General features: G+C 72.6%; 20 protein-coding genes and 1 pseudogene. 11 read left to right on the top strand and 10 right to left on the bottom strand.

All coding sequences use genetic code 11. From position 1 onward, the window contains the following. Positions 1-53 precede the first annotated feature (53 nt). The 3 genes from HD593_RS35780 to HD593_RS35770 all read left to right on the top strand — a co-directional run bounded on the left by HD593_RS35780 (position 54) and on the right by HD593_RS35770 (position 3,425). Positions 54-1,367 carry an acyltransferase family protein gene (locus tag HD593_RS35780; RefSeq protein WP_185106344.1) on the top strand — a complete coding sequence of 438 codons (1,314 nt, stop codon included), beginning with the start codon at positions 54-56 and terminating at the stop codon, positions 1,365-1,367. A 426-nt stretch (positions 1,368-1,793) separates the two neighbouring features. Continuing rightward, positions 1,794-2,990: a CysS/YqeB C-terminal domain-containing protein gene (locus HD593_RS35775; RefSeq protein WP_185106343.1), complete on the top strand. Its 1,197-nt coding sequence runs from the start codon at positions 1,794-1,796 to the stop codon at positions 2,988-2,990. A gap of 90 nt (positions 2,991-3,080) precedes the next feature. Continuing rightward, a complete protein-coding gene (locus HD593_RS35770; RefSeq protein WP_185106342.1) occupies positions 3,081-3,425 on the top strand; it encodes a hypothetical protein in 345 nt (114 codons plus the stop codon). Here HD593_RS35770 and HD593_RS35765 read toward each other — a convergent pair. After that, positions 3,422-4,045 carry an FMN-dependent NADH-azoreductase gene (locus HD593_RS35765; protein ID WP_185106341.1) on the bottom strand — a complete coding sequence of 208 codons (624 nt, stop codon included), beginning with the start codon at positions 4,043-4,045 and terminating at the stop codon, positions 3,422-3,424. The two genes, HD593_RS35770 and HD593_RS35765, sit on opposite strands and share 4 nt — an antisense overlap. Positions 4,046-4,182: 137 nt before the next feature. Then, positions 4,183-5,475: an ABC transporter ATP-binding protein gene (locus tag HD593_RS35760; protein WP_185106340.1), complete on the bottom strand. Its 1,293-nt coding sequence runs from the start codon at positions 5,473-5,475 to the stop codon at positions 4,183-4,185. A 241-nt stretch (positions 5,476-5,716) separates the two neighbouring features. Between HD593_RS35760 and HD593_RS35755 the strand changes: the two genes are divergently transcribed. From HD593_RS35755 to HD593_RS35745, 3 genes are read left to right on the top strand one after another with little or no spacing between them, the layout of a single operon-like run. Then, positions 5,717-7,177: a glycoside hydrolase family 13 protein gene (locus HD593_RS35755; RefSeq protein ID WP_246546884.1), complete on the top strand. Its 1,461-nt coding sequence runs from the start codon at positions 5,717-5,719 to the stop codon at positions 7,175-7,177. Between the two features lie 5 nt (positions 7,178-7,182). After that, positions 7,183-8,208, top strand: a complete 1,026-nt coding sequence (locus HD593_RS35750) for a LacI family DNA-binding transcriptional regulator (RefSeq protein WP_185106338.1) — start codon at positions 7,183-7,185, stop codon at positions 8,206-8,208. Continuing rightward, positions 8,205-9,089: a carbohydrate kinase family protein gene (locus HD593_RS35745; RefSeq protein ID WP_185106337.1), complete on the top strand. Its 885-nt coding sequence runs from the start codon at positions 8,205-8,207 to the stop codon at positions 9,087-9,089. The genes HD593_RS35750 and HD593_RS35745 overlap by 4 nt, the downstream gene beginning before the upstream one ends. Here the strand turns inward: HD593_RS35745 and HD593_RS35740 are convergent. Beyond that, complete coding sequence (locus HD593_RS35740) at positions 9,071-10,282, bottom strand: MFS transporter (protein WP_185106336.1); 1,212 nt, start codon at positions 10,280-10,282, stop codon at positions 9,071-9,073. The genes HD593_RS35745 and HD593_RS35740 overlap by 19 nt on opposite strands. Positions 10,283-10,489: 207 nt before the next feature. Between HD593_RS35740 and HD593_RS35735 the strand changes: the two genes are divergently transcribed. Continuing rightward, positions 10,490-11,110 (top strand): bifunctional 4-hydroxy-2-oxoglutarate aldolase/2-dehydro-3-deoxy-phosphogluconate aldolase, encoded by a 621-nt coding sequence (locus HD593_RS35735; RefSeq protein WP_185106335.1) that lies wholly within the window; start codon positions 10,490-10,492, stop codon positions 11,108-11,110. Positions 11,111-11,115: 5 nt separating this feature from the next. After that, on the top strand, positions 11,116-11,835 hold the full coding sequence (locus tag HD593_RS35730; RefSeq protein ID WP_312903945.1) for a FadR/GntR family transcriptional regulator: 720 nt from the start codon (positions 11,116-11,118) through the stop codon (positions 11,833-11,835). 195 nt (positions 11,836-12,030) lie between these two features. Here HD593_RS35730 and HD593_RS35725 read toward each other — a convergent pair whose 3' ends face one another. Beyond that, entirely contained in the window at positions 12,031-12,912 is an 882-nt protein-coding gene (locus HD593_RS35725; protein WP_185106334.1) for an alpha/beta fold hydrolase, read from the bottom strand. A 133-nt stretch (positions 12,913-13,045) separates the two neighbouring features. Here HD593_RS35725 and HD593_RS35720 point away from each other — a divergent pair, with 133 nt between their 5' ends. From HD593_RS35720 to HD593_RS35710, 3 genes and pseudogenes are all read left to right on the top strand, one after another. Then, on the top strand, positions 13,046-13,951 hold the full coding sequence (locus HD593_RS35720; RefSeq protein WP_185106333.1) for a D-isomer specific 2-hydroxyacid dehydrogenase family protein: 906 nt from the start codon (positions 13,046-13,048) through the stop codon (positions 13,949-13,951). A gap of 320 nt (positions 13,952-14,271) precedes the next feature. Next, positions 14,272-14,652: pseudogene (locus HD593_RS62225) on the top strand (hypothetical protein); the annotation flags it as partial. Positions 14,653-14,784: 132 nt separating this feature from the next. Continuing rightward, a complete protein-coding gene (locus tag HD593_RS35710; protein WP_185106332.1) occupies positions 14,785-15,303 on the top strand; it encodes a hypothetical protein in 519 nt (172 codons plus the stop codon). A gap of 520 nt (positions 15,304-15,823) precedes the next feature. Here HD593_RS35710 and HD593_RS35705 read toward each other — a convergent pair. From HD593_RS35705 to HD593_RS35680, 6 genes are all read right to left on the bottom strand, one after another. Continuing rightward, a complete protein-coding gene (locus tag HD593_RS35705; protein WP_185106331.1) occupies positions 15,824-17,773 on the bottom strand; it encodes a serine/threonine-protein kinase in 1,950 nt (649 codons plus the stop codon). Between the two features lie 159 nt (positions 17,774-17,932). Then, positions 17,933-19,075, bottom strand: coding sequence for a cytochrome P450 (locus tag HD593_RS64625; RefSeq protein ID WP_185106330.1), 1,143 nt, complete (start codon positions 19,073-19,075; stop codon positions 17,933-17,935). A gap of 128 nt (positions 19,076-19,203) precedes the next feature. Further along, on the bottom strand, positions 19,204-19,995 hold the full coding sequence (locus HD593_RS35695) for an IclR family transcriptional regulator (RefSeq protein ID WP_185106329.1): 792 nt from the start codon (positions 19,993-19,995) through the stop codon (positions 19,204-19,206). A gap of 99 nt (positions 19,996-20,094) precedes the next feature. Beyond that, positions 20,095-20,820 (bottom strand): XdhC family protein, encoded by a 726-nt coding sequence (locus tag HD593_RS35690; RefSeq protein WP_221525163.1) that lies wholly within the window; start codon positions 20,818-20,820, stop codon positions 20,095-20,097. Next, complete coding sequence (locus tag HD593_RS35685; RefSeq protein WP_185106328.1) at positions 20,817-23,165, bottom strand: aerobic carbon-monoxide dehydrogenase large subunit; 2,349 nt, start codon at positions 23,163-23,165, stop codon at positions 20,817-20,819. Before HD593_RS35685 ends, HD593_RS35690 begins: the two co-directional genes overlap by 4 nt. Further along, on the bottom strand, positions 23,162-23,647 hold the full coding sequence (locus HD593_RS35680; RefSeq protein ID WP_185106327.1) for a (2Fe-2S)-binding protein: 486 nt from the start codon (positions 23,645-23,647) through the stop codon (positions 23,162-23,164). The genes HD593_RS35685 and HD593_RS35680 overlap by 4 nt, the downstream gene beginning before the upstream one ends.

The raw sequence follows: 23,647 nt of genomic DNA, 5'->3' as shown, positions 1-23,647 counted from the left end.
GATGAGCCGGGGATCCCGGCATCACCGGCGCCGGAAAGGGTAGGTTGAGGCGGGTGTCCGCCGCCGCGCTTCCCGCCGTCACGCCCTCCGCCCCGTCCGCCGCGAGGCTCGCCTGGCTGGACGCCCTGCGCGGCATCGGCGCGCTCGCCGTGGTGGCCGAGCACCTGCTGCCCTGGTTCCTGCCCGCGCTCCGGCCCTACTGGTTCAGCCTGGGCGTCTACGGCATCCTGGTCTTCTTCCTGGTCAGCGGCTACATCATCCCGACGTCCCTGGAGCGGCACGGCGACGTCAGAGCCTTCTGGATCAGCCGCTTCTTCCGCCTCTACCCTCTCTACCTCGCCGTCATCGCCCTCGTCCTGGCCCTGGCGTGGTGGGTGCCGGTGCGGGGGGAGGTGCCGCGCGACGGGAGCGCGGTGGCGGCGCACGCCACCATGCTGCTGGACGTCGTCAGCGTCGGCGGCGTGGCCGACACCATGTGGACGCTGTCGTACGAGATGGTGTTCTACCTGCTGGTCACGGCGCTGTTCCTGATCCGCGGGCACGACCGCAGCGGGCTGCTGTCGATGGGGTTCGCGGCGGGGGCCGTGGTGGTGGGGCTGGTGGCGTCGGGCGCGGTGCTCAAGGGCGGGTGGCCGGCGTACGTGTCGTGCGCGGTGTTCGTCGTCGGCCTGGCCGGGGTGCTCCTGGGCAGGCTCCGTACGCTGTCGGCCTGCGTGCTCGGCCTCATGGCGGTGACGTTGCTGGTGCTGAGCAGCCGGGTGCCGTGGCTGGGCACGGCGGTGCTGGCCGTGATGTTCGCGGGCACGGCGATCCACCGGTGGGAGCGCGGGACGGGCCGGTTGTGGCCGGTCGCGGTCACCACGGCGCTCGTTGCGATCTCGCCCCTGTGGGCGATCGAGAGCGGCTGGTGGTGGGTGCGGGCAGACGTGTGGATCACCACGATCGGGCTGGCCGGGGCCACGTTCGCGATCGGGATGGCGCTGCGCGGCCGGCGGCTGCCACGGGTGCTGGTGTGGTTCGGCCTGATCAGCTACTCGCTCTACCTGGTGCACCACCCGGTGCTGAAGTACTTCGTGGAGATCTCCGGCGACCTGCGGCGGGCGGCCCTGCCGGTCCAGCTCGGCCTGTCGGTGCTGGCGGTGGCCGTGATCGTCGCCGCCAGCGCGCTGACCTACCGGTACGTCGAGCGGCCCATGCAGGAGCTGGGCCGCCGCGTGTCACGCCGGTGCCGTCACGGGCTCCAGGGCGGAGGCGATCAGCGGGTGGCGCGCCAGGACCCCGGACACGACAGGGTCCTCGGCCATCAGGAACGCCAGGTGCCTGACCGCGTGCGCGACCACGTTGGCCAGGGCGACCCGCTCGGGTGACGGCGTCGCGGGGGCCTCGCCGCGGGCGATCTCCAGCACAGGCACCTCGACGGCCGCCAGCCAGGGCTCGGGATCGGGGCAGATCGCGTACGTCAGCACGATCCTCCCGCCCGGCTCGTACCGCCAGCTCGTGGAGTGCACGACGACGCCGGGATCGCCGGCCGTGACGCCGGCCAGCCTGCGGGCGGCCTCGTCGGGGCTCTCCCCGTGTAGTGGCTGGGTAATGGCATGCCGGTATGACCACCGCTTGTCGGTGCTCACCCGTAGCATGAGCGTCTCAACCGAGACCACGTGTCTCCCCGTCACCGACAACAACTTACTGCCAATCATATGCAAGTGCGTTCGTGAGGCATATGTGTCCTGGTCTTGAAACTTCGCGGCGGGCCGGGTTGTAGTCGAGGGCGTGCGAGAGAGAGGCCGACACTGATGCCCGGTTTGCTGGTGTTGATGGGGTCGGGCGAGACCAGCCCGACCATGGTGGAGATCCACCGCGCCGCCGCGCGGACGCTGCGTGCCGGGGCGCGGGCCGTGCTGCTCGACACCCCGTACGCCTTCCAGGAGAACCGCGCCGACATCTCCGCCCGCGCTCGCGGATACTTCGCGCGCAGCGTCGGCCTGGATGTCGAGGTGGCGCCGGCGATCACCGGCGCCGACTGGGTGTTCTCCGGTCCCGGCAGCCCCACCTACGCGCTCGACCGCTGGGCGGGCTCCGGCGTGGCCGGCGACCTGCGGGCCAGGATCCGCGCCCGCACGGGCGTGACCGTGCTGGCCTCGGCCGCCGCCTGCACCGCCGGCCTGGCGACCGTGCCGGTCTACGAGATCTACAAGGTCGGCGCCGAGCCCCACTGGCGCGAGGGCGTCGACCTGCTGGAGCCGCTCGGGCTGCGAGCGGTGCTGATTCCGCACTTCGACAACGCCGAGGGCGGCACCCACGACACCCGCTACTGCTACCTCGGCGAGCGCCGGCTGTCCCGCATGGAGCGCGAGCTGCCGCCCGGCACGGCGGTGCTCGGGCTCGACGAGCACACCGCCCTGATCATCGACCTGGAAAGCGAGTCGGTGCGCGTCGCCGGGCGCGGCGGCCTGACCGTGCGGCGGCCGGGCTCGCTCACGGTCCTGCCCACGGGCACCACCACCGACCTCGGCGAGCTGCGCAGCCTGGCCGAGGGCCGCGCCGGCACCTCCGTCCCGCTCCCGCGTCCGGACACCGCCTCGGCCGGCGCGCCCGCCGAGGTGACGCTGGAGGAGTCGATCCGCTCCTGCGAGGAGCTCTTCGCCGCCGCCGCCGACCGGCCCGACATGGTGGCGGCGGCGCAGGCCGTGCTCGACCTGGAGGCGGAGATCGTCAAGTGGGCCGCCGACACGGAGGAGGACGCGGGCGGGGTGGAGCAGGCCAGGGAGCTGATGCGGCTGCTCATCGCCCGCCTGGGCGAGCGCGCCCAGGCCGCCGATCGGCGCTCCGAGGGGCTGCCCGCGCTGGTGGAGCCGCTGCTGGCGCTGCGGGCGGAGCTGCGGGGGAAGGGGTGTTACGACGTGGCGGACGCGTTGCGGGATGCGATGGGGCGGGGCGGGGTGGCGGTGGAGGACACTCCGGACGGGCCCCGCTGGAGCCCGGCCTCCTGAGAGCGATCGGCTGCCGCCGCCAGAGCGGCCAGGGTAACGTGACACCGTCGCGTTCCGTGCTCATCGGGTGACGCCAAGGAGTGGCGAGGGATGACTGCTTTGCCGGATGACGGCTGGCTGGCCGCGCACGCGCCACCGTGGCGGTTCCGGCTTCTTCCGTCGCCACGCGCCGCGGAGGGGTACACGGTCGAGGACTGGCTCGCGCTGCCCGTGACAGGGGAGCGGATCGAGTTGATCGATGGGCGCTACGTTGTGAGTCCCATGCCCGGCTACGCGTCCGCGGTCGCGGTCGGCCGACTGGTCGGCATCCTCGACGCGGCCCGTCCCGGGGACTACGAGGTGGTGGCCGAGGCCAAGGCGGGTGGCACGCTGACGGCGAGCGTGCCGTTCCCGATCACCTTCGACCCCGCCGCGCTCACCGGCCCGCGCCGCTAGAACGTCCTGGCGATCTCCCTGGCGCGCTCGTCCGCCTGCTTGCGCTCGTTCTCGTACGACCCCATCAGCGTCGGATGGTGCCGGATCGCCCGCACGTCGCCGACCCCCGCCCACCTCAGCCACTCCTCCAGGAACGTGGACTGGAAGTCTGCCCCGAACTCGGGCCCCAGCCCCGGCCCCCACACCGCGCTGGTGTAGACGACGGCGGCGCGCTTGCCCGTGACGAGGCCGCGGTAGCCGGTCTCCGGGTGCACGTCGAAGACCATCGCGGGCTGGCTGACGACGTCGATGAACTGCTTCAGCTTGTACGGCACCCCCGAGTTCCACATCGGCACGCTGAACAGATAACGGTCGTAGGCGTCGAAGCGCTCGAACGTGCGCACGGCCGCCTCCCAGGACTCCGCCTGCTCGCCCGCAGGCGTGCCGCCCCCGAACACGGTCATCTTGGCGTGCGCGGCGGCCGGGCCGAACTCGGGGAGCGTCCCGTCCCACAGGTCGAAGTGGTCGGCGGAGGAGCCGGGGTGGGTGGCGAGGTACTCGTCGGTGAACGTGCGGGCGATGGCCAGGGAGATGGACTCCGCTCCGCGCGGCGAGGCGGAGATGTGCAGCAGGCGGCTCATGGTGCAGGGTCCTTTCGCGGACGATTTCGGACTGTGGTCCGGTTGCGTGAGACGACGATACGGACTGCGGTCCGATTAGGCAAGCGAAAGAAAGGCCGGATGCCATCGGGGGTGGCATCCGGCCTGAGAGAGAAGGTTCAGCGGCGCGGTGGGTCGATGCGGGCGCCGTCCATCGTGAAGATCATGATGCGGGACAGGTCCACCCCGACCTTGGCGGCGTCACCGGCGCGCCAGATGGGCCGGCCGCCGAGCCGGACGATCAGGTCGGAGCGGCGGTGGATGCCGCTGTTGGGGTTCGCGCCCACCTGCTCCTGGTCCTGCCACTCCTGCTCCTGGCGCGGGAACAGCCGCCGCACCAGGCCCGACAGCTTGCCCGCGCCGTTCTTGTCGCCGTTGGCGCGCCCGCCCCTGGCGCGCGGGTCCGGCGGCTCGGGCACCGGAACGGCCGGCATCCCGCACTCCAGGTACGCCAGCCACTCGTGCCCGTGGTACTCCAGCGCCCGCACCCGCCCGAAGAACGACGGCCCCTCGTACGACTCCGGCACCGGGGCCAGCCCGTCCGGCCGCAGCCCCACCAGGACCTGCCCGCCGGTGTGCTGCGAGATGGCGTACGCCCTGGGATCGCTCCAGGGCATCGTGAGCCGGTGCGGGCCGAAGTCGAGCATCACGTACTGGTTCTGCGGCGTCCTGACACCCGCCGCCAACAGGTTCAACTGCTGGGAGTTGAGGAAGGCCGCCACGAAGGCCGTCGCTGGATCGTTGTAAATCTGGGCCGGAGTGCCGACGTCCTGGAGGACGCCGCGATTCAGGATCGCGATCCGGTCGGCCAGGGTCAGGGCCTCGACCTGGTCGTGCGTGACGTAGATGGTGGTGACGCCGAGCGACCTGACCAGCGCCGAGATCTCCATCCGCAGCTCGGTGCGCATGCCGGCGTCCAGGTTCGACAGCGGCTCGTCCATGAGGAACAGCCTGGGCTGGCGCACGATCGCCCGGCCCATCGCCACCCGCTGCCGCTGGCCGCCGGAGAGCGTGCCGGGGCGGCGGTCCAGCGTCTCGTCGATGTGCAGCGCCTTCGACAGCTCCGTGACGCGCTCGCGCACCAGCGCCGGGTCGGACTTGGCGATCTCCAAGGGGAAGGCGATGTTCCCGCGGACCGTGCGGTGGGGGTAGAGGGCGCCGTTCTGGAACACCATCGCCACGTCGCGGTCGCGCGGGGCCAGGTGGTTGGCCATCTGGCCGTCTAACCAGAGCTCGCCTTCGGTGATCTCCTCCAAACCCGCGATCATGCGCAGCAGCGTGGACTTGCCGCATCCTGAGGGGCCGAGGAGGACGAGGAACTCGCCGTCTTCGGCCCGGAGGCTCAGCCGGTCGACTGCCAGGTAGTCGCCCGGATACACCTTGGTCACTTTGTCGAGAACGACCGAGCTCATGGGCTCACACCTTGCGCGCGTGTCACCTGTGACGAGGCTGATTGAAGAGGTAGTACATCGCGCCTTAACGCTACATGTCCACCCTTGACATAAAGAATCTCTTTCGGGGGTGTTTCGGGCAGGAGTTTTGGGCATCCGAACGCCGAAATTTCCGGATCCGTCGGGCGTGGAAGGACTTGCGTAAAGTTGCGGAAAGGGCTTTCATAGTCGGGACGTTCAGGGGATGACTCGGGGGAAAACCATGGCCGCTTGGTGGCGAGACGCCGCGATCTACCAGGTCTACGTGCGCAGTTTCGCCGACGGCAACGGTGACGGCATCGGTGACCTGATCGGCGTACGCGATCGCCTGCCGTACCTGGCCGACCTGGGTGTGGACGCTCTCTGGCTGACGCCGTTCTACACCTCGCCGATGGCCGACTTCGGCTACGACGTGGCCGACTACCGCGATGTCGACCCGCTCTTCGGCACGCTCGCGGACGCCAAGGCGCTCATCGACGAGGCCCACGAGCACGGCCTGCGGATCATCGTGGACGTCGTGCCGAACCACACCTCCTCCGCCCACCCCTGGTTCCAGCAGGCGCTGCGCGGCGAGAGACGCGATCGTTACATCTTCCGCGACCAGCCGAACGACTGGGAGTCGATCTTCGGCGGGCCCGCCTGGACGCAGGTCGAGGACGGGCAGTGGTACCTGCACCTGTTCCACCCGTCCCAGCCGGACCTCGACTGGGACAGCGAGGAGGTGCGCGGGGAGTTCCTGTCGATCCTGCGCTTCTGGCTCGACCTGGGCGTGGACGGCTTCCGCGTGGACGTCGCGCACGGCATGGTCAAGCCGGCCGGCCTGCCCGACGTCGGCCGCGGCAACCAGGCCAGGATGGTCGGCAGGGAGCCGGTGCCGTTCTTCGACCAGGACGGCGTGCACGACATCCACCGCGCCTGGCGCGCCGTGCTCGACTCCTACCCCGGCGAGCGGATCGGCGTGGCCGAGGCCTGGGCGCCGACCCCCGAGCGGCTGGCCAGGTACGTCCGCCCCGACGAGCTGCACCAGGCGTTCAACTTCCACTACCTGTTCGCCCCCTGGGACGCCGCCGAGCTGCGTACGGTGATCGACTCCTCGCTGGCCACGGCCGGCTCGGTCGGCGCGCCGACCACCTGGGTGCTGTCGAACCACGACGTCAAGCGGCACGTCACCCGCTACGGCAGCCTGGCCCGCGCTCGCGCCGCCGCGCTGCTGACGCTCGCCCTGCCCGGCTCCGCGTACGTCTACAACGGCGAGGAGCTCGGCCTGCCCGAGGTGCTCGACCTGCCGGCGGAGCTGTGCCAGGACCCGCAGCGGCTGCGCGACCCCGACAGCGGCCGCGACGGCTGCCGCGTGCCGATGCCGTGGACGCGCGACGGCGGCTGGACCGATCCGTGGCTGCCCATCCCCGCCGCGTGGGCCGAGCTGAGCGTGCAGGCCCAGCACGGCGTGCCCGGCTCGACGCTGGAGCTGTACCGCCAGGCCCTGCGGCTGCGCAGAGAGATCGAGGGCGAGCTGGTTTGGCACGACTCGCCGGAGGGCACGCTGGTGTTCTCCCGCGGTACGTTCGTCTGCGCCGTCAACCTGACCGACACGCCCGTGGACCTCGGCGTCGACGGCGAGCTCCTGATCGCCTCCGATGTCCCTGGAGCAGCGGATTCGGCGGCCTGGTGGAAAGTAAAGTAAGTGCCATGAACGGTCACGCTCGCCTAGCCGACATCGCCGCCCAGGCCGGGGTGAGCGAGGCCACGGTCAGCCGGGTCCTCAACGGGAAACCCGGAGTCTCGGCCGCCACCCGCCAAGCGGTGATGACCGCGCTCGACCTCATGGGCTACGAACGCCCGCCCCGCCTGCGGCAACGCAGCAACGGGCTGGTCGGCCTGGTGACGCCGGAGCTGGACAACCCGATCTTCCCCGCGTTCGCGCAGGCCATCGAGAAGGCGCTGACCCAGCACGGCTACACGCCCGTGCTGTGCACCCAGCTCCCCGGCGGCGCGCCGGAGGACGAGTTCACCGAGCTGCTGGTCGATCGCGGCGTGAGCGGCATTGTGTTCGTCTCAGGGCTGCACGCCGACACCACCGCGCGGATGGACCGCTACACCCGGCTGACCGACCGCGGGCTGCCGATCGTGCTGGTCGACGGCTACAGCGAGCACATCGACGCGCCCTTCATCTCGCCCGACGACCGCATGGCCGCGCGGCTGGCCGTGCAGCACCTGGTCGACCTCGGCCACGAGCGCATCGGCCTGGCGCTGGGGCCGCGCAGGTTCGTGCCGGTGATAAGGAAGATCGAGGGCTACCGGCAGGCGATGGCGCAGCTCCTCGGCGCGGCCGGGCTGGACGACCTGATCGCGCACTCGCTGTTCTCCGTCGAGGGCGGGCAGGCCGCCGCGGCCCAGCTCCTCGCGCGCGGCTGCACCGGCATCGTGTGCGCGAGCGACCTGATGGCGCTGGGCGCGATCCGCGCGTGCAGGGAGAAGGGGCTGTCGGTGCCCGCGGAGGTGTCGGTGGTCGGGTTCGACGACTCGCCGCTGATCGCGTTCACCGACCCGCCGCTGACCACGGTGCGCAAGCCGATAGGAGCGATGGCCTCGGCGGCCGTGCAGACGCTGCTCGAAGAGGTCAACGGCGCGCCCGCCAAGCACGTCGAGCTGATCTTCCAGCCGGAGCTCGTCGTCCGCGGCTCCACCGGCTCAGGGCCTCTGGTGAACCGGTGAGCGCCGACGTTCTCGTGCTGGGCGGGTCCGGGGTCGACACCACCGTGTACGTGCCCGAGCTGCCCCTGCCCTACCGCGACACCTACCACGTGCCGCCGGTCGTCGACAGGATCGGCAACACCGGCTCCGGCGTCGCGCTCGGCTGCCACGCGCTCGGGCTCGGCGTCGTCTTCGCCGACCTCATCGGCGACGACCCGCAGGGCGCGCTGATCCGCGACGCGCTGAGCGGGCTCGACTGCCGCTGGGGCCGGGCCGAGGCCGGCACCACGCGCAGCGTCCTGCTCGTCGGCCCCGACGGGCGCCGGCTGTCGCTGCACGACCCGAAGGCCACGCCCGGCGAGCGCCTGCCGAGGGAGCTCTACACCGGCGTGGACGCCGCCCACGTGCACGTGTCGATCAGCGACCGCTGCCGCGACGTGCACCACGACCTGGAGGGCAGGTCCGTCTCCACCGACCTGCACGACTGGGACGGCGTCAACGACTACCACAAGGACTTCGCCTACCGCTCCGACCTGGTGTTCCTGTCGGCCGCGGCCCTTTCTGACCCCGCCGCGGCGATGCGCGGCATCCTGCGGCACGGGCGCGCCCACACGGTCGTGTGCACGCGCGGCGCCGACGGCTGCCTCGTCCTGACCCGCGACGCCGGCGAGGTGCGCGCGTTCCCCGCCGCCCCGCTGCCCGGCCCGGTGGCCGACAGCAACGGCGCCGGCGACGCGTTCGTCTCCGGCTTCCTGTACGGCCTGCTGCGCGGCAGGCCGCTGGAGGAGTCCGTACGGCTGGGCGCCATCGCCGGCGCGCACGCCTGCACGGTCACCGGCACCCACGAGTCCCCGATCGGCGAGGCGCTGCTGCTGGCCAGGGCTCAGGCGTCGGCCGGCTGACGCCGGTCGAGCTCCCGCCAGGCCCGGCAGACGAACGGCGGCACGGAGATCAGCAGGTAGACGCCGGTGAAGGCGAACAGGGTGGCGCCGAGGCCGATGACCGCGGTGAGCGAGCCGGCCAGCAGCCCGCCGAGCGGCATCCCCGCGTACGCGGCCGCCGTCATGGTGCCGATCACGCGGGCGCGCAGCGGGGCGGGGATCCGGTCGTACTGGAGGATGCCCAGGATGGGGTTGATCGCGCCCGCCGCGAACCCGGACATCGCCGTGACGGCGAGCGCGGCGGGGAACGGTGCGCCCATGGCCAGCACCAGCACGCGCGGCACCCCGGCCACGAGGAAGCACCATCCGTACGTCAGCCGCATGGGTAATCGGCCGCCGGCCGTGCCGTACACGATGGTCCCGGCCACCGCGCCCGCGCCCAGCACGCCGGTGAGCAGCCCGAACGCCCGCGGGTCGCCGGTCACCTCGCGCGCGTACAGCGCCAGCAGCACCTGGGTCACGCCGGTGTCCAGCAGGTTCACCACCACGATCATGGCGGTGGCGCTGAGCTGCAGCCGGTCCCGCCGCAGGAAGGCCAGGCCGGCCCGCAGCGCGGCGGCGTACCCGGCGGGGTCGCGCCGCCCCCGTTCCACGCGCGGCACGCCCGCGGCGACCAGCGCCGCGGACAGCAGGAACGTCACCCCGTCCACGAACAGCAGCAGGTTCGGCCCGAGCCACAGGATGAGCACCCCGGCCAGCGGCGCTCCCACCATCGCGGCCCCGCGGTGGACACCGTCGTAGGCGGACGTCGCCCGCTCGATCCGCACGCCCGCCGCCGCAGACAGGTCGGGCAGCATGGCCTTGCGCGCGGTCTCGCCGGGCGTGGCCGCCAGCCAGCGCAGGAACAGCAGCGCCAGCAGCAGCGGGTAGCTCAGCCCCACGGTCAGGAAGAGCACCGGAACGGCCAGCACGATCAGCCCGCTGACCAGGTCGGACAGCACGCTCACCGCGCGGAACCCGAGCCGGTCCACCATCGTGCTGCCGAAGGCGGCGGAGATGACGATGGGCAACGTCGTGGCGAACGAGGCCAGCCCGGTGAGCACGGGGCTGCCGGTGGTGTCCAGGACGAACCACGGGACGGCGAGCAGGCAGAGCATGGTTCCCGTGACGGAAAGGGCGTTGGCGGCCAGCAAGGTGATGAATGCACGCCTCACGCGGTATGCCCCCGGGCAACGACTCCGAATTGTCAGCGTTTCTCATGGGCGGCTTGTGGTCAAGGGGGCATGTTTGCGCACGCATGTCGTAAATAAGGTGATTTGATAGTACGATTCACGTGATCACGCCGTAAGACCGTCCACGCCAGGGGCTCGCACATGACGGCGGAGAGTCGGACGCTGTTGACATCCGAGAAAAGGAGTCCCATGTACCGCTGGGAGATCGTTCAGGCGGTCACCGAACAACGGGTGTTCGGGATCGTCAGGAGCGCGGGCCCGCAGGAGGCGCTGTCCGCCGCCGAAGCCGTGCTGGACGCCGGGCTGCGGGCCGTGGAGGTGGCGCTCACCACGCCCAGGGCGCTCACCGCCGTCGCGGAGCTCACCACACGGCGGCCCGAGGCGCTGGTCGGCGCCGGCACCGTGCTCGACGAGGCCGCCGCCCGCGCCGCAGTCGAGGCCGGGGCCCGCTTCCTGGTCTCGCCCAACCTGCACCCCGGCGTGATCCGCGCCGGGCACCGCTACGGCGTGCCGGTCTTCCCCGGCGTCGCCACGCCGACGGAGATCGTCCGGGCCCTGGAGGAGGGCGCGGACGCCGTGAAGATCTTCCCGGCGTCGGCGGTGACGCCGTCCTGGCTGCGTGACGTGCGGGCCGCGCTGCCGCAGGTCCCCGCCATCCCCACCGGCGGGGTGACCATCGACAACGCGCCCGCCTGGATCGCCGCCGGCGCCGTGGCCTGCGGCATGGGCTCCGCGCTGACCTCGGGCGGCGCCCAGGCGGCGGGGGAGCGGGTCGCGTCGCTGCTCGCCCGCCTCGCGCAGGCGGGCTGACGGGCGTGAAGCTCCAGGGCCTGCACGGGCAGGTGGTCGACGGCCTCGGCCGCTCGCTCGCCGCCGGTGAGCTGCGCGCCGGCTCGGTGCTGCGGCTGGAGGACGTCCAGGAGCGGTTCGGGGTCTCCCGTACGGTCGCCCGCGAGGCCGTACGCGTGCTGGAGTCCAAGCGGCTGGTCAGCAGCCGCCCGCGCGTCGGCGTCACCGTGCGGCCGATGAGCGCCTGGAACCTCTACGACCCCCAGGTGATCCGCTGGCGGCTCATCTCGCCTGGACGCGAGGCGCAACTGCGCGAGCTGGCCGAGCTACGCGCCGCCGTCGAGCCCGCCGCCGCCGCGCTGGCCGCCCGGCACGCCGCGCCCGCGGTACGACAGGAGCTCATGGAGCACGCGCGCGCCCTGACCGCCGCCGCCAGAGCCGGCGACAAGGAGGGCTTCGTGACCGCCGACGCCGCCTTCCATCGGGTGCTGCTCGGGGCGTCGGGCAACGGCATGTTCGCCCAGCTCTCGGAGGTGACGGAGGAGCTGCTCGTGGCCCGGCGCGACCTGCTGCTCCTGCCGGAGCGGCTCGACAACCCCGCCGTCCGGCGCCACCTCGACGTGGCCGCCGCCGTCGCCGAGGGCCGCGGCGAGGACGCGGCACGGGCGGCCGGCTCGATCGTGGCGGCGGCGCGCGACGAGGTGGAGAGCATCCTCGGCGGCACCGCCTGCCCTCTCGCCACGTGAAGGCGCGAGCGCAACCGCACCGCCGTCACACGACGGCGGCGAGCGTCACCGCACCGCGGCCCAGTGCCGCGCGGGGGCGGCACTGCGCCACCGTCGCCTGACAGCGCGGGCCGTCACCGCGCCGTGCGCCCGGTGATCGCCGGGCGTCATCGCGGCGCGCCGTTCAGGGGTACGCGAGCGTCACCGCAACCGCCGTCACGCGGCCGAGCCTCGCGACGAGGGCGCTGAACCCGTGGCCAGGGCTCGCAGTTCGTCCGCGATCGACGGCCAGAGGCCGCGCGGGAGGTCGTGGCCCATGCCCGGGTACAGGACCAGGCGCGCGCCGGGGACGGCGCCGGCGATCTCCCTGGCCGCCCGGAGGCGCACCATGGGATCGGCCTCGCCGTGGATGACCAGCGTGGGCGCGGTGACGCCACCCAGCCGCGGCAGCAGGTCACCGGCCGCCTGGAGCGCGGCGGCCTGCCGCATCGAGCCGGGGCCGGGCTCCGGGCACCGGTCGAACATCGTCAGCGCGATCTCCCGCCACAGCTCCTCGTCCAGCGGATGATCGGCGGAGGTGAGCGGCCGGACCGCCTCCACGAACCCCCGCGCGTAGCCCTCCCGCCCCGGCGCCGGCCGCCGCAGCCCCTTGGCGAGCATGCGCAGGATCGCGCCGGGACGCATCCGGCCGAGCCGCCACCCGGCGTACGAGGCGGCGAGGGCGAGCGTGCGCACCCGGTGCGGCCGGCGCAGGGCGACGAGCTGCGCGATCGTGCCGCCCGCCGCCGCGCCGAACAGGTGGGCACCCTCCCAGCCGAGCGCGTCCATGACGGCCACCGCGTCGTCGGCCATGTCGTCCAGCGTGTACGCGGGCCTCCTCCTGGACCCGCCCCGCACCTGTGACGACAGCCCCGAGTCGCGATTGTCGTACCTGACCACCGCGAACCCCCTGGCCCCCAGCTCGGCGCAGAGCCCGTCCGCCCAGGCGACCATCTGCAGCGCGGTGCCGGCGATCAGCAGCAGCGGCTCCCCGTCCTGAGCCCCCATCCGTTCGTAGGCGAGCTTCACCTCGCCGTTGCGCGCGAACTCGATCGGCATCCCGCCGCCCCCTTGTTCAGTTTTTTCAATGCAGTCGCATTTTAACCGGCGAGGCGAGGCCCGGTCGATCCGGACATCGTGTGCGATATAAGCTCACTCGTGATCAACGTGCTCTGACCGGGAGGCTGCTCCGATGACCGCCGCTGTTTACGTCGGCCCCGAGCCCGTGCCCGCGCTCATCGACGCCGTACGCCGCGCCGGCGCCCGCGTCGTGCCCCTGGCCGAGGCCGAGGCGATCGTCTACTACGGCAACGACGACCCCGCCGAGGTGCGCTCCATGCTGCACGAGGGCATCCGCTGGGTGCAGCTCCCGCACGCGGGCGTCGAGCGGTGGGCCGACGCCGGCGTCATCACCGACCACCCCGTCTTCACCGCCGCCACCGGCTCGTACGGCCGCCCCGTGGCCGAGCACGCGATGGCCCTGATGCTGGCCGCGGCGCGCGGGCTGCACCGGCTGGCCAGGGCCACGACCTGGGGGCCGAACACGTCCAGGGAACTGAGCGGGTCCACGGTCGCGATCATCGGCGCCGGGGGCATCGGGCGGGCGCTGATCGGGATGCTGGCGCCGTTCGAGTGCCGGGTGGTGGCGGTCAGCGACAGCGGCCGGGTGCCGGGGGCCGCCGAGGTGCTGCCGCGCGCCCGCTACCGCGAGGCGCTGCCCGAGGCGGACTACGTGGTGATCGCCGCGCCCGCCACGCCGGGGACCAGGGGCATGTTCGGGACGTACGAGTTCGAGCTCATGCGGCGGGACGCGTGGCTGGTGAACGTGGCCAGAGGCGGCCTCGTCGTCACCGATGAGCTGGTCGAGGCGCTGCGCGCGGGCCACATCGGCGGGGCGGCGCTCGACGTCACCGACCCCGAGCCGCTGCCCGACGGCCACCCGCTCTGGTCGCTGGAGAACGTCCTGATCACGCCGCACTCCGCGAACCCGCGCCCCGCCTACTGGCGCGGCCTGGCCGAGCGCGTCACCTCGAACGTGCGCCGCTTCCGCGCCGGCGAGCCCCTGGAAGGGGTCGTGTCCCCGGCGCGCGGTTTCTAGTACTCCAGCCGCAGATCGGGTCTTGATGGGCTGTGGCTGGGCGCGGTTGGTACGTACATGGGTACGTAGCCATGTCAACGTCGAGCGGCCACCGCTGTGATCATTCAGGTGTGATGGAACTGAAGATCATGCGGTGGCTGCGTTGGCCAGGGTAGAACGTCTCAGCGCCGCTCGTCTGCAGGCTGGTCCGGATGCCACGTTCGCGCTGGTAGCCGACCGGTTCAGACGTGCCGTTCGGCTGGGTGACCGCCGATGAGGCCTACGGCGACAACGGACCCCTGCGCCGCTGCCTGGAAGGCCACGGATCGGCTACGTGCTCGCGGGTGGCCGGAGCTCGCTGGACGATCGAGGAAGGCTTCCAGACCGGCAAGAACGAGACCGCCTTCGACCACTACCAGGTGCGTCTCTATCCTGCCTGGTATCGCTACATCACCCTTGCCATGCTCGCCCTGCCCTTCCTGGCCGTGACCCGCGCCGCCCTGCGCGCCAGCCCCGACCCACCGGCCCGGACCGGCCCGCTCGTCGAGATCTCCGCCAACGAGATCCGCAGCCTCTTCGCCCTGCTGACCCGGCCACTCGCCAGCCGGTCCCACATCCTGCACTGGTCACGCCGGCGACGACGCCATCAAGCCCGCGCCCGGCAGCGGTCCGCGTCGCCCCTGACGAAGCGTCCCTTTGGACCGCGTTTCCGGAGCCGGTGAGCGGCTGACCGCCGGCCGTCCGGTGCTCGTATTCCGGGCTCATCCCCTGGGTATACCGAGGGCCTTTACTGTGCTGCGTCAGGTCAGGTGAACGTCCACCCCAGACGTGCAATGCACGGTGAAGGAGAATCAGTGCCACCTCTCACGCGTCTCTGCGTTCCCACGGTCGGAGCGGCTCTCGCCGCCACCCTCGGAGCCGGCCTGCTGGTGGCGCCCGCCGCGCAGGCCGCGCCGCCCGACCAGAGAATGGTCTATGTCAAGCGCGTCAAGCCGATCCAGACCGTGTCCACCACGGTCAGCATCAAGGACCACCGCGGCCGGAACTATCCGATCAAGGTTTCCGTCACCTTCCGCTACCTGGGTCCGAAGTCCGCCCAGATGCGGACCATCGTGCTGCGCGAGGCCGGCTTCCCCAAGAACGGCTGCATCTACCCGGACCTCGCCCTGACGACCTCGAGCTGGAAGGCCTTGCGCAACAAGCACGGCATCCTCTGCGATGGCGGACACAAGGCTTACACGGTCATGAGGACCCTCACGGTGCGCCAGGCCCGTAACCTCGGGCAGCTCTGGATCCGCACCCCCAACCCGAGTCACCCCGGCTGCTGCGGCGCGCGGCAGTACACCATTCAGTACAACATCGCGGCGAGGTGAGCCCACCCTTCGGAACGCCGGGCCGGCTCGACAAGGGTTGGAGGGCGGCGGCAGGGAGTCGCCAGCGTGCCCTCATGGAGCGGTACGCGGACTCGGGGCCGGTGCGGATCTGGGCGGAGCGCATCGGGGACGCGGGGAGCCCGTGGTGCTGATGGTCATGGGGTCCGCGTCGTAGGGCGTCAGCTGCCCCGATGCGCTCGTGCGGCGGCTGGTCGAGCGCGGGGTGCAGGTGATCAGGTTCGATCACGGGGACACCGGCCGGTCGAGTGTCGTCGACTTCGACGCGCACCCGTAAACGACGGAAAGCCAGCCGACCCAGCCGGCCTGCCGCCGGGCGTGGAGTCGGAGGTAGCGCTGTTCCGGGCCTTCAACGAGCCGGTCCGGCCGTTCGACGAGCAAGCCGCTAGCGCGATGCTGGAGCCGGCGCTGCGCGGGCCACCTAGCCCCACGGGAGGGGCGTGTCGCCGGCGCGCGCTTCCGGCCTCTACGGGAGGTTGAGCCGGCTCCTGCGTTCCAGACCCTACGGGAGGTTGAGCCGGGCTCCCGCGCTCAGCCCGGAGTCGTGCACCTCGAGCCCGACCGGTTCGAGCTCCTTGGGCAGCTCGAACACCAGCGCGCCGGTGAACGACGCGCCGGCCTCGATGCGGATCGGCGTGATCTCCTTGCCGCCCTGGTCGAGCAGCTTGGTGCCGCCGTGCAGCTCGTCGTCCTCGTCGATGAGCTTCTGCTGGCCGGGGTAGAGCACCCTGGCCTCCTCACCGACGTTCCTGATCTGCACGCCGATCTGGCACGTGCGCTCGGCCGCGGCCTTGGCGGGCTTGGGGCACTTGGCGCTCGTCACGGCGAAGCGCAGCTTGCCGTCCTGCACGGGGCCGTCCTCGCCGACGGCGGGCGAGCGGAACAGCCACGCCAGTACGGCCAGCAGCACCACCATGAGCACCACGGCGATCACCAGCGCGGTCAGGCAGCCCGCGAACACGCCCCGCTTCGGCCTGGCCGGCCGGTAGCCGGGCAGCCGCCCCTGGCCGGTGGCCGAAGGATCGGGCAGCGGCCCCTGGCCGGTGGTCGAGTGGTGTGGCGCCTGGCCGGTGTGCGGCGGCGCCTGGCCGGTCGGGGGCGCGAGCGGCATCTGGCCGGTCTGGTGCGGTAACGGCCCCCGGCCCGCGCCCCGCGGTTGCGGCCCGCGCGAGGAGCCGGGCGCCGGCCCCGTCCGCTCGGCCGGCGACGGCGCGCGCCCGGGCATGGGCGTCGGCCCCGTCCGCTCCGCGGGCGGCGGCTGCGGCACGTGCGACCCCCCGGGCGCGCCCTGCGGCCCCCTGCCCGCCCCCGGCGTAGGGCCGGTGCGCTCGGCGGGTGAAGGTGCGTGGCCCATCCCCGACCCGGCTCCCGTGCGTTCGGCGGGAGAGGGCGCGTGGCCCATCCCCAGACCGGGGCCCGTGCGTTCGGCGGGGGAGGGCGCGTGGCTCATCCCGGGCGTGGGGCCGGTGCGTTCGGCGGGTGGTGGCTGGGGTGCGCGGTGCTGCTCCGGGTGGCGGGGCGGTCTCGGGCCGTGGCCGGTGCGGTCGGGTGGCGGCATCAGGGGGCCGAACTCCGACGGGTTCCACGCGTTGGTCAGGTGCTTGGTGGCGGCGAGCTGCGCGGCCGGCTCGTCGGAGGCCTCCACCAGCTCCAGCAGCAGCTGCCGGGCCGCGGGCCGCCGCGCCGGGTCGGGGTGGATGGCCGCCGCGACCAGCCGGTCCAGCGGCGCGGGCAGCCCCCGCAGGTCCGGCGGCGCCTGGCGGGCCCTGGCCGCCATCACGTACGCGTCCCCCTCGCCGAACGGATGCCCGCCCAGCCCCGCGTACGCGATCAGCGACCCCCACGCGAACACGTCGCCCGCCGGGCTGGAGACCCCCTCGAAGACCTGCTCGGGAGCGATCCATCCAGGGGTGCCCATCACCATGCCGGCGTTGGTGTGCCGGGAGTGCACGTGCGTCGAGCGCGCCAGGCCGAAGTCGATCACCCGCGGCCCGGCCAGCGTCAGCATCACGTTGGCCGGCTTGAGGTCGCGGTGCACCAGCCCGGCGGCGTGGATGGCGGTCAGCGCGGCGGCCACGCCGACGGCGGCGGCGTGCAGCACCGACGGCGACAGCGCGCCGTGCTCGATGAGGTGGTCCTCCAGCGAGATGCCGTCGATGTACTCGGTGACGAGGTAGAGCACGCCCCGGTCCTCGCCGTGGTCGAGCACGCGCGCCGTGCAGAACGAGGCCACCTTGCGGGCGTTGGACACCTCTTCGTGGAAGCGCGCCCGGTAGACGGGGTCGGCGGTGTAGTCACGCCGGATGGCCTTGAGCGCCACCCGCGAGCCGTCGGCGGCCTTGGCGAGATAGACGACCCCCATGCCGCCGGAGCCGAGACGGCTGATCAGCTCGTAGGGGCCGATCGCCGGCGGATCTTCCGGCTGAAGAGGAGTGCCTGCGGAGCGCCCCAACGTCGCCGTCCTCTCGCCGTCGTCTTCCCGTCTCAATCCGAACCGTTCCTCCCGCCGGTTCGTTACTCTGGCAACCCTCTGGCAACCCGAACCGTTCCGCCGCCCGGCATCCCGTTTGTACCCCAGACTCTAACGGAGGAAGGGCCTGTCCGTAGGACACTAGCCCCCAGGAGGGTCCCGCCGGAGGGGCCGCATGGCCACCCGCAGCCGCGCGAGATCGATCGTGTGGGGGAGCGGCCGGTGCTGGGAGATCAGCCGCCCGACCGGCTTGGGGCGGGCCGCGCTCAGCACGGCCCCGAGGAAGGCGGTGCCGACGGCGAGCGTCAGGTGCATGCCGCCGCAGCCGGGACGCGCCCACCACTCGCCGGCCGCCGTGCCGTCCAGCCAGATCTCGGGCGCGAACGTGTTCGCGTACGGCAGGCGCCGGCTGCGCTGGTGCGCCGCGACGGGCACGAGCACGGTGGTGCCGGCGGGCAGGACGCTGCCGTACCACTCGGTCTCGGCGGTGGTGACCCGGGCCAGGGCGGGCACCGGCGGCCACAGGCGCAGGCCCTCGCGCAGGCACGCCCGCAGGTGTTCCGGGTCCTTGCGGGCGGCCTTGCGGTGGGCGGGATGGGCGGCGAGCAGCGCCAGGGTCTGCGTCAGGCCCGCCGCGGTGGAGCCCAGCCCCATCAGCCAGAACGCGGCGTGCATCAGCGCGCGCGACTCGTTCTCCGGCGTCTCGGCGATCAGCCCGGCCAGGCTGCCGGGCTCGGCGCGGCGCAGGTGGTCGATGATGCGGGCGTCGTAGCGCCCGGACAGGATCTCCTGGCGCCGCCTGGCCCGCCACCGGCCGGCCCGCGTGACGCCTTCCAGCAGCCGGGTGAGCTCCTCGTCGCCGGCCGCGCCGTCGCCGTAGACGCAGCGCCTGGCCACGCGCTGCCAGCAGGCGTTGAGCCGCGCGTGGTCCACCACGCCTTCCGTCAGCTTGGCGGCCTCCTGCCTGGCGATCTCGATGAAGCGCGGCCGCAGCACGTCCGTGGGCAGGCCGAACGGGCGCTCGTCCAGGGTGGCGGCGTAGGCGTCGTCGTCCTCGGACAGCACGCGCAGGGCGTCGCGTTTGGACAGGACCAGCAGGGCGCGGACGTGCGGGCCGCGGACGAGCACGGGCCGGCCGCCGTACCGGGACTCCAGGGTGGCCAGCAGTGTGCGGGCCCGCAGCGGGTCGCCGCCGCGGGTCAGGTGCGGCGTGCCCGGCGGGACGAGCGCGGCCGCCAGGCGCAGGCTCTCCAGCAGGGTGGCCCTGGGCAGGCCCCTAGGCACGGGTGACCTTGTGCGCTCTCATGCGTCGATGTGATCGCCCCGGGGTGCGCGTTCGCAATGCCGGGTTTCGGTCAGTGGAACACTTCCGGTCTCAAGATCTGCGAGTGTTCCGGTGACCGGAACGGGGGTCACGCGGGGAGGAGCGCGGCGGAGATGGCCTGGGCGGCGCCCCGTACGGAGATGCCCAGCTTCGCCAGCGGCGCCAGGTGCGCGGGCGCGGCCACGCCGACCGACATGCAGATCCGCCCGCCCGGCCCGAACACCGGGGCCGCCACGCAGGCCACGCCCTCGGTGAACTCCTCCTGCGAGTAGGCGATGCCGTGCCGGCGGACCTGCGCCAGCTCCCGTTCGAGCCCGGCCAGGTTGGTGATCGTGCGGCGCGTCAGCCGTTCGAACGCGCCACGCGCCATCAGCTCCTGGCGCAGCTTCGGATCGAAGGCCAGCAGCGCCTTGCCGGTCGCCGTGCAGTGCAGCGGCGCGCGGTCGTGGCCGTCGGAGCGCGAGCCGACGCGGTTGTGGCCGTACAGGCGCTCGACGTAGCGGGCCTCCAGGCCGGACGGGACGGCCAGGTTCACCGTGTGCCTGGTGGTCTCGAACAGGTACAGCAGGTAGGGGAGCACCACCCTGCGCGTGCCGGGCACGCGCGCGCGGGTGATGCCCGCCATCGACTCCAGCAGCTCGCCCGGCAGGTACGCGTTCCCCACCCGCCGGGCCAGCTCGCGCGAGCAGAGCACGCCCAGGATCCGGTGCGCGGTCGACTTGGGCAGGCCCGTGCTGCGGCACAGCTGCGACAGCGTGACCGGGCGGGAGGCGGCGCCGAGCGCGAGCAGGATGTCGATCCCGCGCTCGAGGCTGCCCGGCTGGGACGCGGGGCGCTCGTCCGTCATCGGCTGCGCTTGGCTGACCGTTTCCGTCGGCATCAATATCCCTTTCGCTCTCCGGATAGCGGAAGGGGCTTCCCGGGGCTCGGCTTTACCTTCCCTGGCGTACCCGGTCGCCGCGCGCTGATACCCCGCCGTTCAACGCAGCCGGATGATCTCCGCGTACACCGAAACAGCGACCTCACCAGGCGTTCTGGCCCCAATGTCCAGGCCTGCGGGGACGTGCACGCGTTCGCCGCCCGCCACCCGCGCCAGCACCGCCGCGCCCCGCTTGCGGCTGGCGATCAGCCCGACGTACGGCACGCCCGCCGCCAGCGCCTCGCGCAGCACCGGCTCCTCGCCCACCCCGTGCGAGGCCACCAGCACGGCGGCCGTGTCGGCCGCGATGGGGCCCGCCCCGGGCTCGACCGTGTACCCCATCGCCCGGCCCACCTCGGCGAAGGCCCGCGCGATCGGGCTGTCGCCGTGCACGCGCACCAGCCTGGGCGGCGAGACGGACTCCAGGAAGATCTCCAGCGTGCCGCCCGACAGGCACGGCTGCCCCACGGCCACCAGGCCCTCCTCCTCGCGCGGCGCGTCCTCCTCGGGGGTGATCCGCAGCAGCGTGGCCCCGCCGGTGCCCATCAGGCGCAGGCCCTGCGCGCGTACGGTGTCCGTCGCGCACACGCCGCCGACGAACCCCTCGATCGTCCCGTCGGCCAGCACCAGCGCACGATCGCCCGCCTTGGCGCTGGTCGGCCGCTGCGCGCGCACGACGGTGGCCATGACGTACGGCTCCCGCCCCGACCGCAGCCCCGCCACCCTCACGTCGAGGTCGGCGGCGGGCCGCGGCCGGGACGTCGGCATGCCCAGGAACTCGGTCATGGGATCGCCAGGTCCGTCCTGAAGGGGTCGCCGTTGACGACGCGCCACACGTTCGCCGGCGTCAGCGGCATGTCGGCGTGCCGCACCCCGTACGGCCCGAGCGCGTCCACCACGGCGTTGACCACGGCGGCGGGCGAGCCGACCGTGGCCGACTCGCCGACGCCCTTGGCCCCGATCGGGTGCGTGGGCGAGGGCGTCACGGTCTCGCCCAGCTCCCACGACGGGCACTCCATCGAGGTCGGCAGCAGGTAGTCCATGAACGAGGCCCCCAGGTGGTTGCCGTCCTCGTCGAACGCCATCACCTGCATGAGCGCCATGCCCACCCCGTCGGCCAGCCCGCCGTGGATCTGCCCCTCGACGATCATCGGGTTGATCCGCACCCCGCAGTCGTCCACCGCCACGAACCTGCGCACCTTCACCTGCCCGGTGCCGGGGTCCACGTCCACGACGCAGATGTAGGCGCCGAAGGGGTAGGTGAGGTTCGGCGGGTTGTAGACGGTGACGGCGTCCAGGTGGCCCTCGACGCCTTCGGGCAGCTCCAGGTTCGAGTGGGCGGCCAGCGCGATCTCCGCCAGCGACTTGCCGGTGGACGGGTCGCCCACCACCGACCACTTGCCTTCGGCCCACTCCAGGTCGTCCGGGGAGGCCTCCAGCATGGCCGCTGCGACGATCTTGGCCCGGTCCCGTACCTTCCTGGCCACGATCGCCGTCGCGGCGCCCGAGACGGGCGTGGAGCGCGAGCCGTACGTGCCCAGGCCGAACGGCGTCTGGTCGGTGTCGCCGTGCACCACCTCCACGTCGTCGGCCGGGATGCCCAGCTCCTGCCCGACGATCTGCGCGAACGTGGTCTCGTGTCCCTGCCCCTGCGACTGGCACGACACCCGCAGCACCGCCTTGCCCGTCGGGTGCACGCGCAGCTCGGCGCCGTCGGCCATGCCGAGGCCGAGGATGTCCATGTGCTTGCGCGGGCCCGCGCCGACCGCCTCGGTGAAGAAGCTGACGCCGATGCCCATCAGCTCGCCCCTGGCCCGCTTGTCGGCCTGCTCGGCGCGGAGTTTGTCGTAGCCGGCCATGTCCATGGCCAGGCGCAGCGCCTTCGGGTAGTCGCCCGAGTCGTACTCCCAGCCGGTGGGGGAGGTGTAGGGGAACTGGTCCGGCTTGAGCAGGTTGCGCATGCGCAGCTCGGCCGGGTCCAGGCGCAGCTCGGTGGCCAGCACGTCCACCATGCGCTCGACCAGGTAGACGGCCTCGGTGACGCGGAAGGAGCAGGCGTAGGCGACGCCGCCGGGGGCCTTGTTGGTGTAGACGCCGGTGACCTCGCAGTGGGCGGTCTCGATGTCGTACGAGCCGGAGAAGACGTGGAAGAACCCGGCGGGGAACTTGGTCGGCTGCGCGGTGCCGTTGAACGCCCCGTGGTCGGCCAGCACCTTGACCCTGATGCCCTGGATCTTCCCGTCGCGGGTCGCGGCGATCTCGCCGCGCATGTGGTAGTCGCGGGCGAAGGCCGTGCTCATGAGGTTCTCGGAGCGGTCCTCCATCCACTTGACCGGCCTGCCGGTGACGATCGAGCCGACGATCGCGCAGACGTACCCCGGATAGATGCCGACCTTGCCGCCGAAGCCGCCGCCGATGTCCGGGGAGATGACCCGGATCTTGTGCTCGGGCAGCCCGGCCACCATCGCGTACAGCGTGCGGTGGGCGTGCGGCGCCTGCGTCGGGCACCAGACGGTCAGCTTGCCCGTGACCTTGTCGAAGTCCGCGAGCGCGCCGCACGTCTCCAGCGGGGCGGGGTGCACGCGCGGGTAGATCATGTCCTGCGCGACGGTCACCTCGGCCTGCTCGAACACGGCGTCGGTGCGCGCCTTGTCGCCGGCCTCCCAGTCGAAGATGTGGTTGCCCGTACGCCCTTCGAGGTCGTCGCGGATCACCGGGGCGCCGGGGTCGAGGGCCTTCCTGGCGTCGATGACCGCGTCGAGCGGCTCGTACTCGACGTCGATCAGCTCCAGCGCGTCGCGCGCCGAGTACGCGTCCTCGGCCACCACGAACGCGACCTCCTGCCCCTGGAAGCGCACCTTGTCCGTGGCCAGCACCGCCTGGGTGTCGTTCGACAGCGTGGGCATCCAGGCCAGGTTCAGCCCGGCCAGGGTCTGGCCGGTGATGACCGCCTTGACCTTCGGATGCGCCTCGGCCGCGCTGGTGTCGATGGAGACGATGCGCGCGTGGGCGTGGGGGCTGCGCAGGATGGCGCCGTACAGCATGCCGGGCAGGCGTACGTCGTCGGTGTAGTTGCCGCGCCCGCGGATGAAGCGGGCGTCCTCTTTGCGGTGCATGCGTCCATACGTCATTTGGCCTCCGTCGCGGACTCGGCGACATCCGAAGTCGCCGCCCATCGGATCGAACGGACGATGTTCTCGTAACCGGTGCACCGGCACAGTTGCCCCGAGATGGCCTCGCGGATCTGTGACTCGTCGGGGTCGGGATGGCGGTCGAGCAGGGCCCGCGCCGTCAGCAGCATGCCCGGCGTGCAGAACCCGCACTGCAGCCCGTGACACTCCACGAACCCCTTCTGCACCGCGTCCAGCTCGCCGTCCCGCTCCAGCCCCTCCACCGTGGTGACCTCGTGCCCGTCGGCCATGACGGCCAGGACCGTGCACGACTTGACCGGCACGCCGTCGAGCCGCACCGTGCACACCCCGCAGTTGGAGGTGTCGCAGCCCCAGTGGGTGCCGGTCAGGTCCAGCTCGTCGCGCAGGAAGTGCACGAGCAGCAGGCGCGGCTCGACGTCCCTGGTGTACGACTGCCCGTTCACGGAGACCGTGATCCGCAT

It is taken from the genome of Nonomuraea rubra (assembly GCF_014207985.1).
GTDB lineage: Bacteria > Actinomycetota > Actinomycetes > Streptosporangiales > Streptosporangiaceae > Nonomuraea > Nonomuraea rubra.
This window is presented reverse-complemented; position numbering and strand designations above follow the sequence as displayed.

Bases quoted from the DNA above. Each gene is read 5' to 3' on its own strand.
- HD593_RS35775 (WP_185106343.1), top strand. From the start codon at position 1,794: ATGCCCGGTTTGCTGGTGTTGATGGGGTCGGGCGAGACCAGCCCGACC.
- HD593_RS35770 (WP_185106342.1), top strand. From the start codon at position 3,081: ATGACTGCTTTGCCGGATGACGGCTGGCTGGCCGCGCACGCGCCACCG.
- HD593_RS35765 (WP_185106341.1), bottom strand. From the start codon at position 4,045: ATGAGCCGCCTGCTGCACATCTCCGCCTCGCCGCGCGGAGCGGAGTCC.
- HD593_RS35760 (WP_185106340.1), bottom strand. From the start codon at position 5,475: ATGAGCTCGGTCGTTCTCGACAAAGTGACCAAGGTGTATCCGGGCGAC.
- HD593_RS35755 (WP_246546884.1), top strand. From the start codon at position 5,717: ATGGCCGCTTGGTGGCGAGACGCCGCGATCTACCAGGTCTACGTGCGC.
- HD593_RS35750 (WP_185106338.1), top strand. From the start codon at position 7,183: ATGAACGGTCACGCTCGCCTAGCCGACATCGCCGCCCAGGCCGGGGTG.
- HD593_RS35735 (WP_185106335.1), top strand. From the start codon at position 10,490: ATGTACCGCTGGGAGATCGTTCAGGCGGTCACCGAACAACGGGTGTTC.
- HD593_RS35725 (WP_185106334.1), bottom strand. From the start codon at position 12,912: ATGCCGATCGAGTTCGCGCGCAACGGCGAGGTGAAGCTCGCCTACGAA.
- HD593_RS35720 (WP_185106333.1), top strand. From the start codon at position 13,046: ATGACCGCCGCTGTTTACGTCGGCCCCGAGCCCGTGCCCGCGCTCATC.
- HD593_RS35695 (WP_185106329.1), bottom strand. From the start codon at position 19,995: ATGCCGACGGAAACGGTCAGCCAAGCGCAGCCGATGACGGACGAGCGC.
- HD593_RS35690 (WP_221525163.1), bottom strand. From the start codon at position 20,820: ATGACCGAGTTCCTGGGCATGCCGACGTCCCGGCCGCGGCCCGCCGCC.
- HD593_RS35685 (WP_185106328.1), bottom strand. From the start codon at position 23,165: ATGACGTATGGACGCATGCACCGCAAAGAGGACGCCCGCTTCATCCGC.
- HD593_RS35680 (WP_185106327.1), bottom strand. From the start codon at position 23,647: ATGCGGATCACGGTCTCCGTGAACGGGCAGTCGTACACCAGGGACGTC.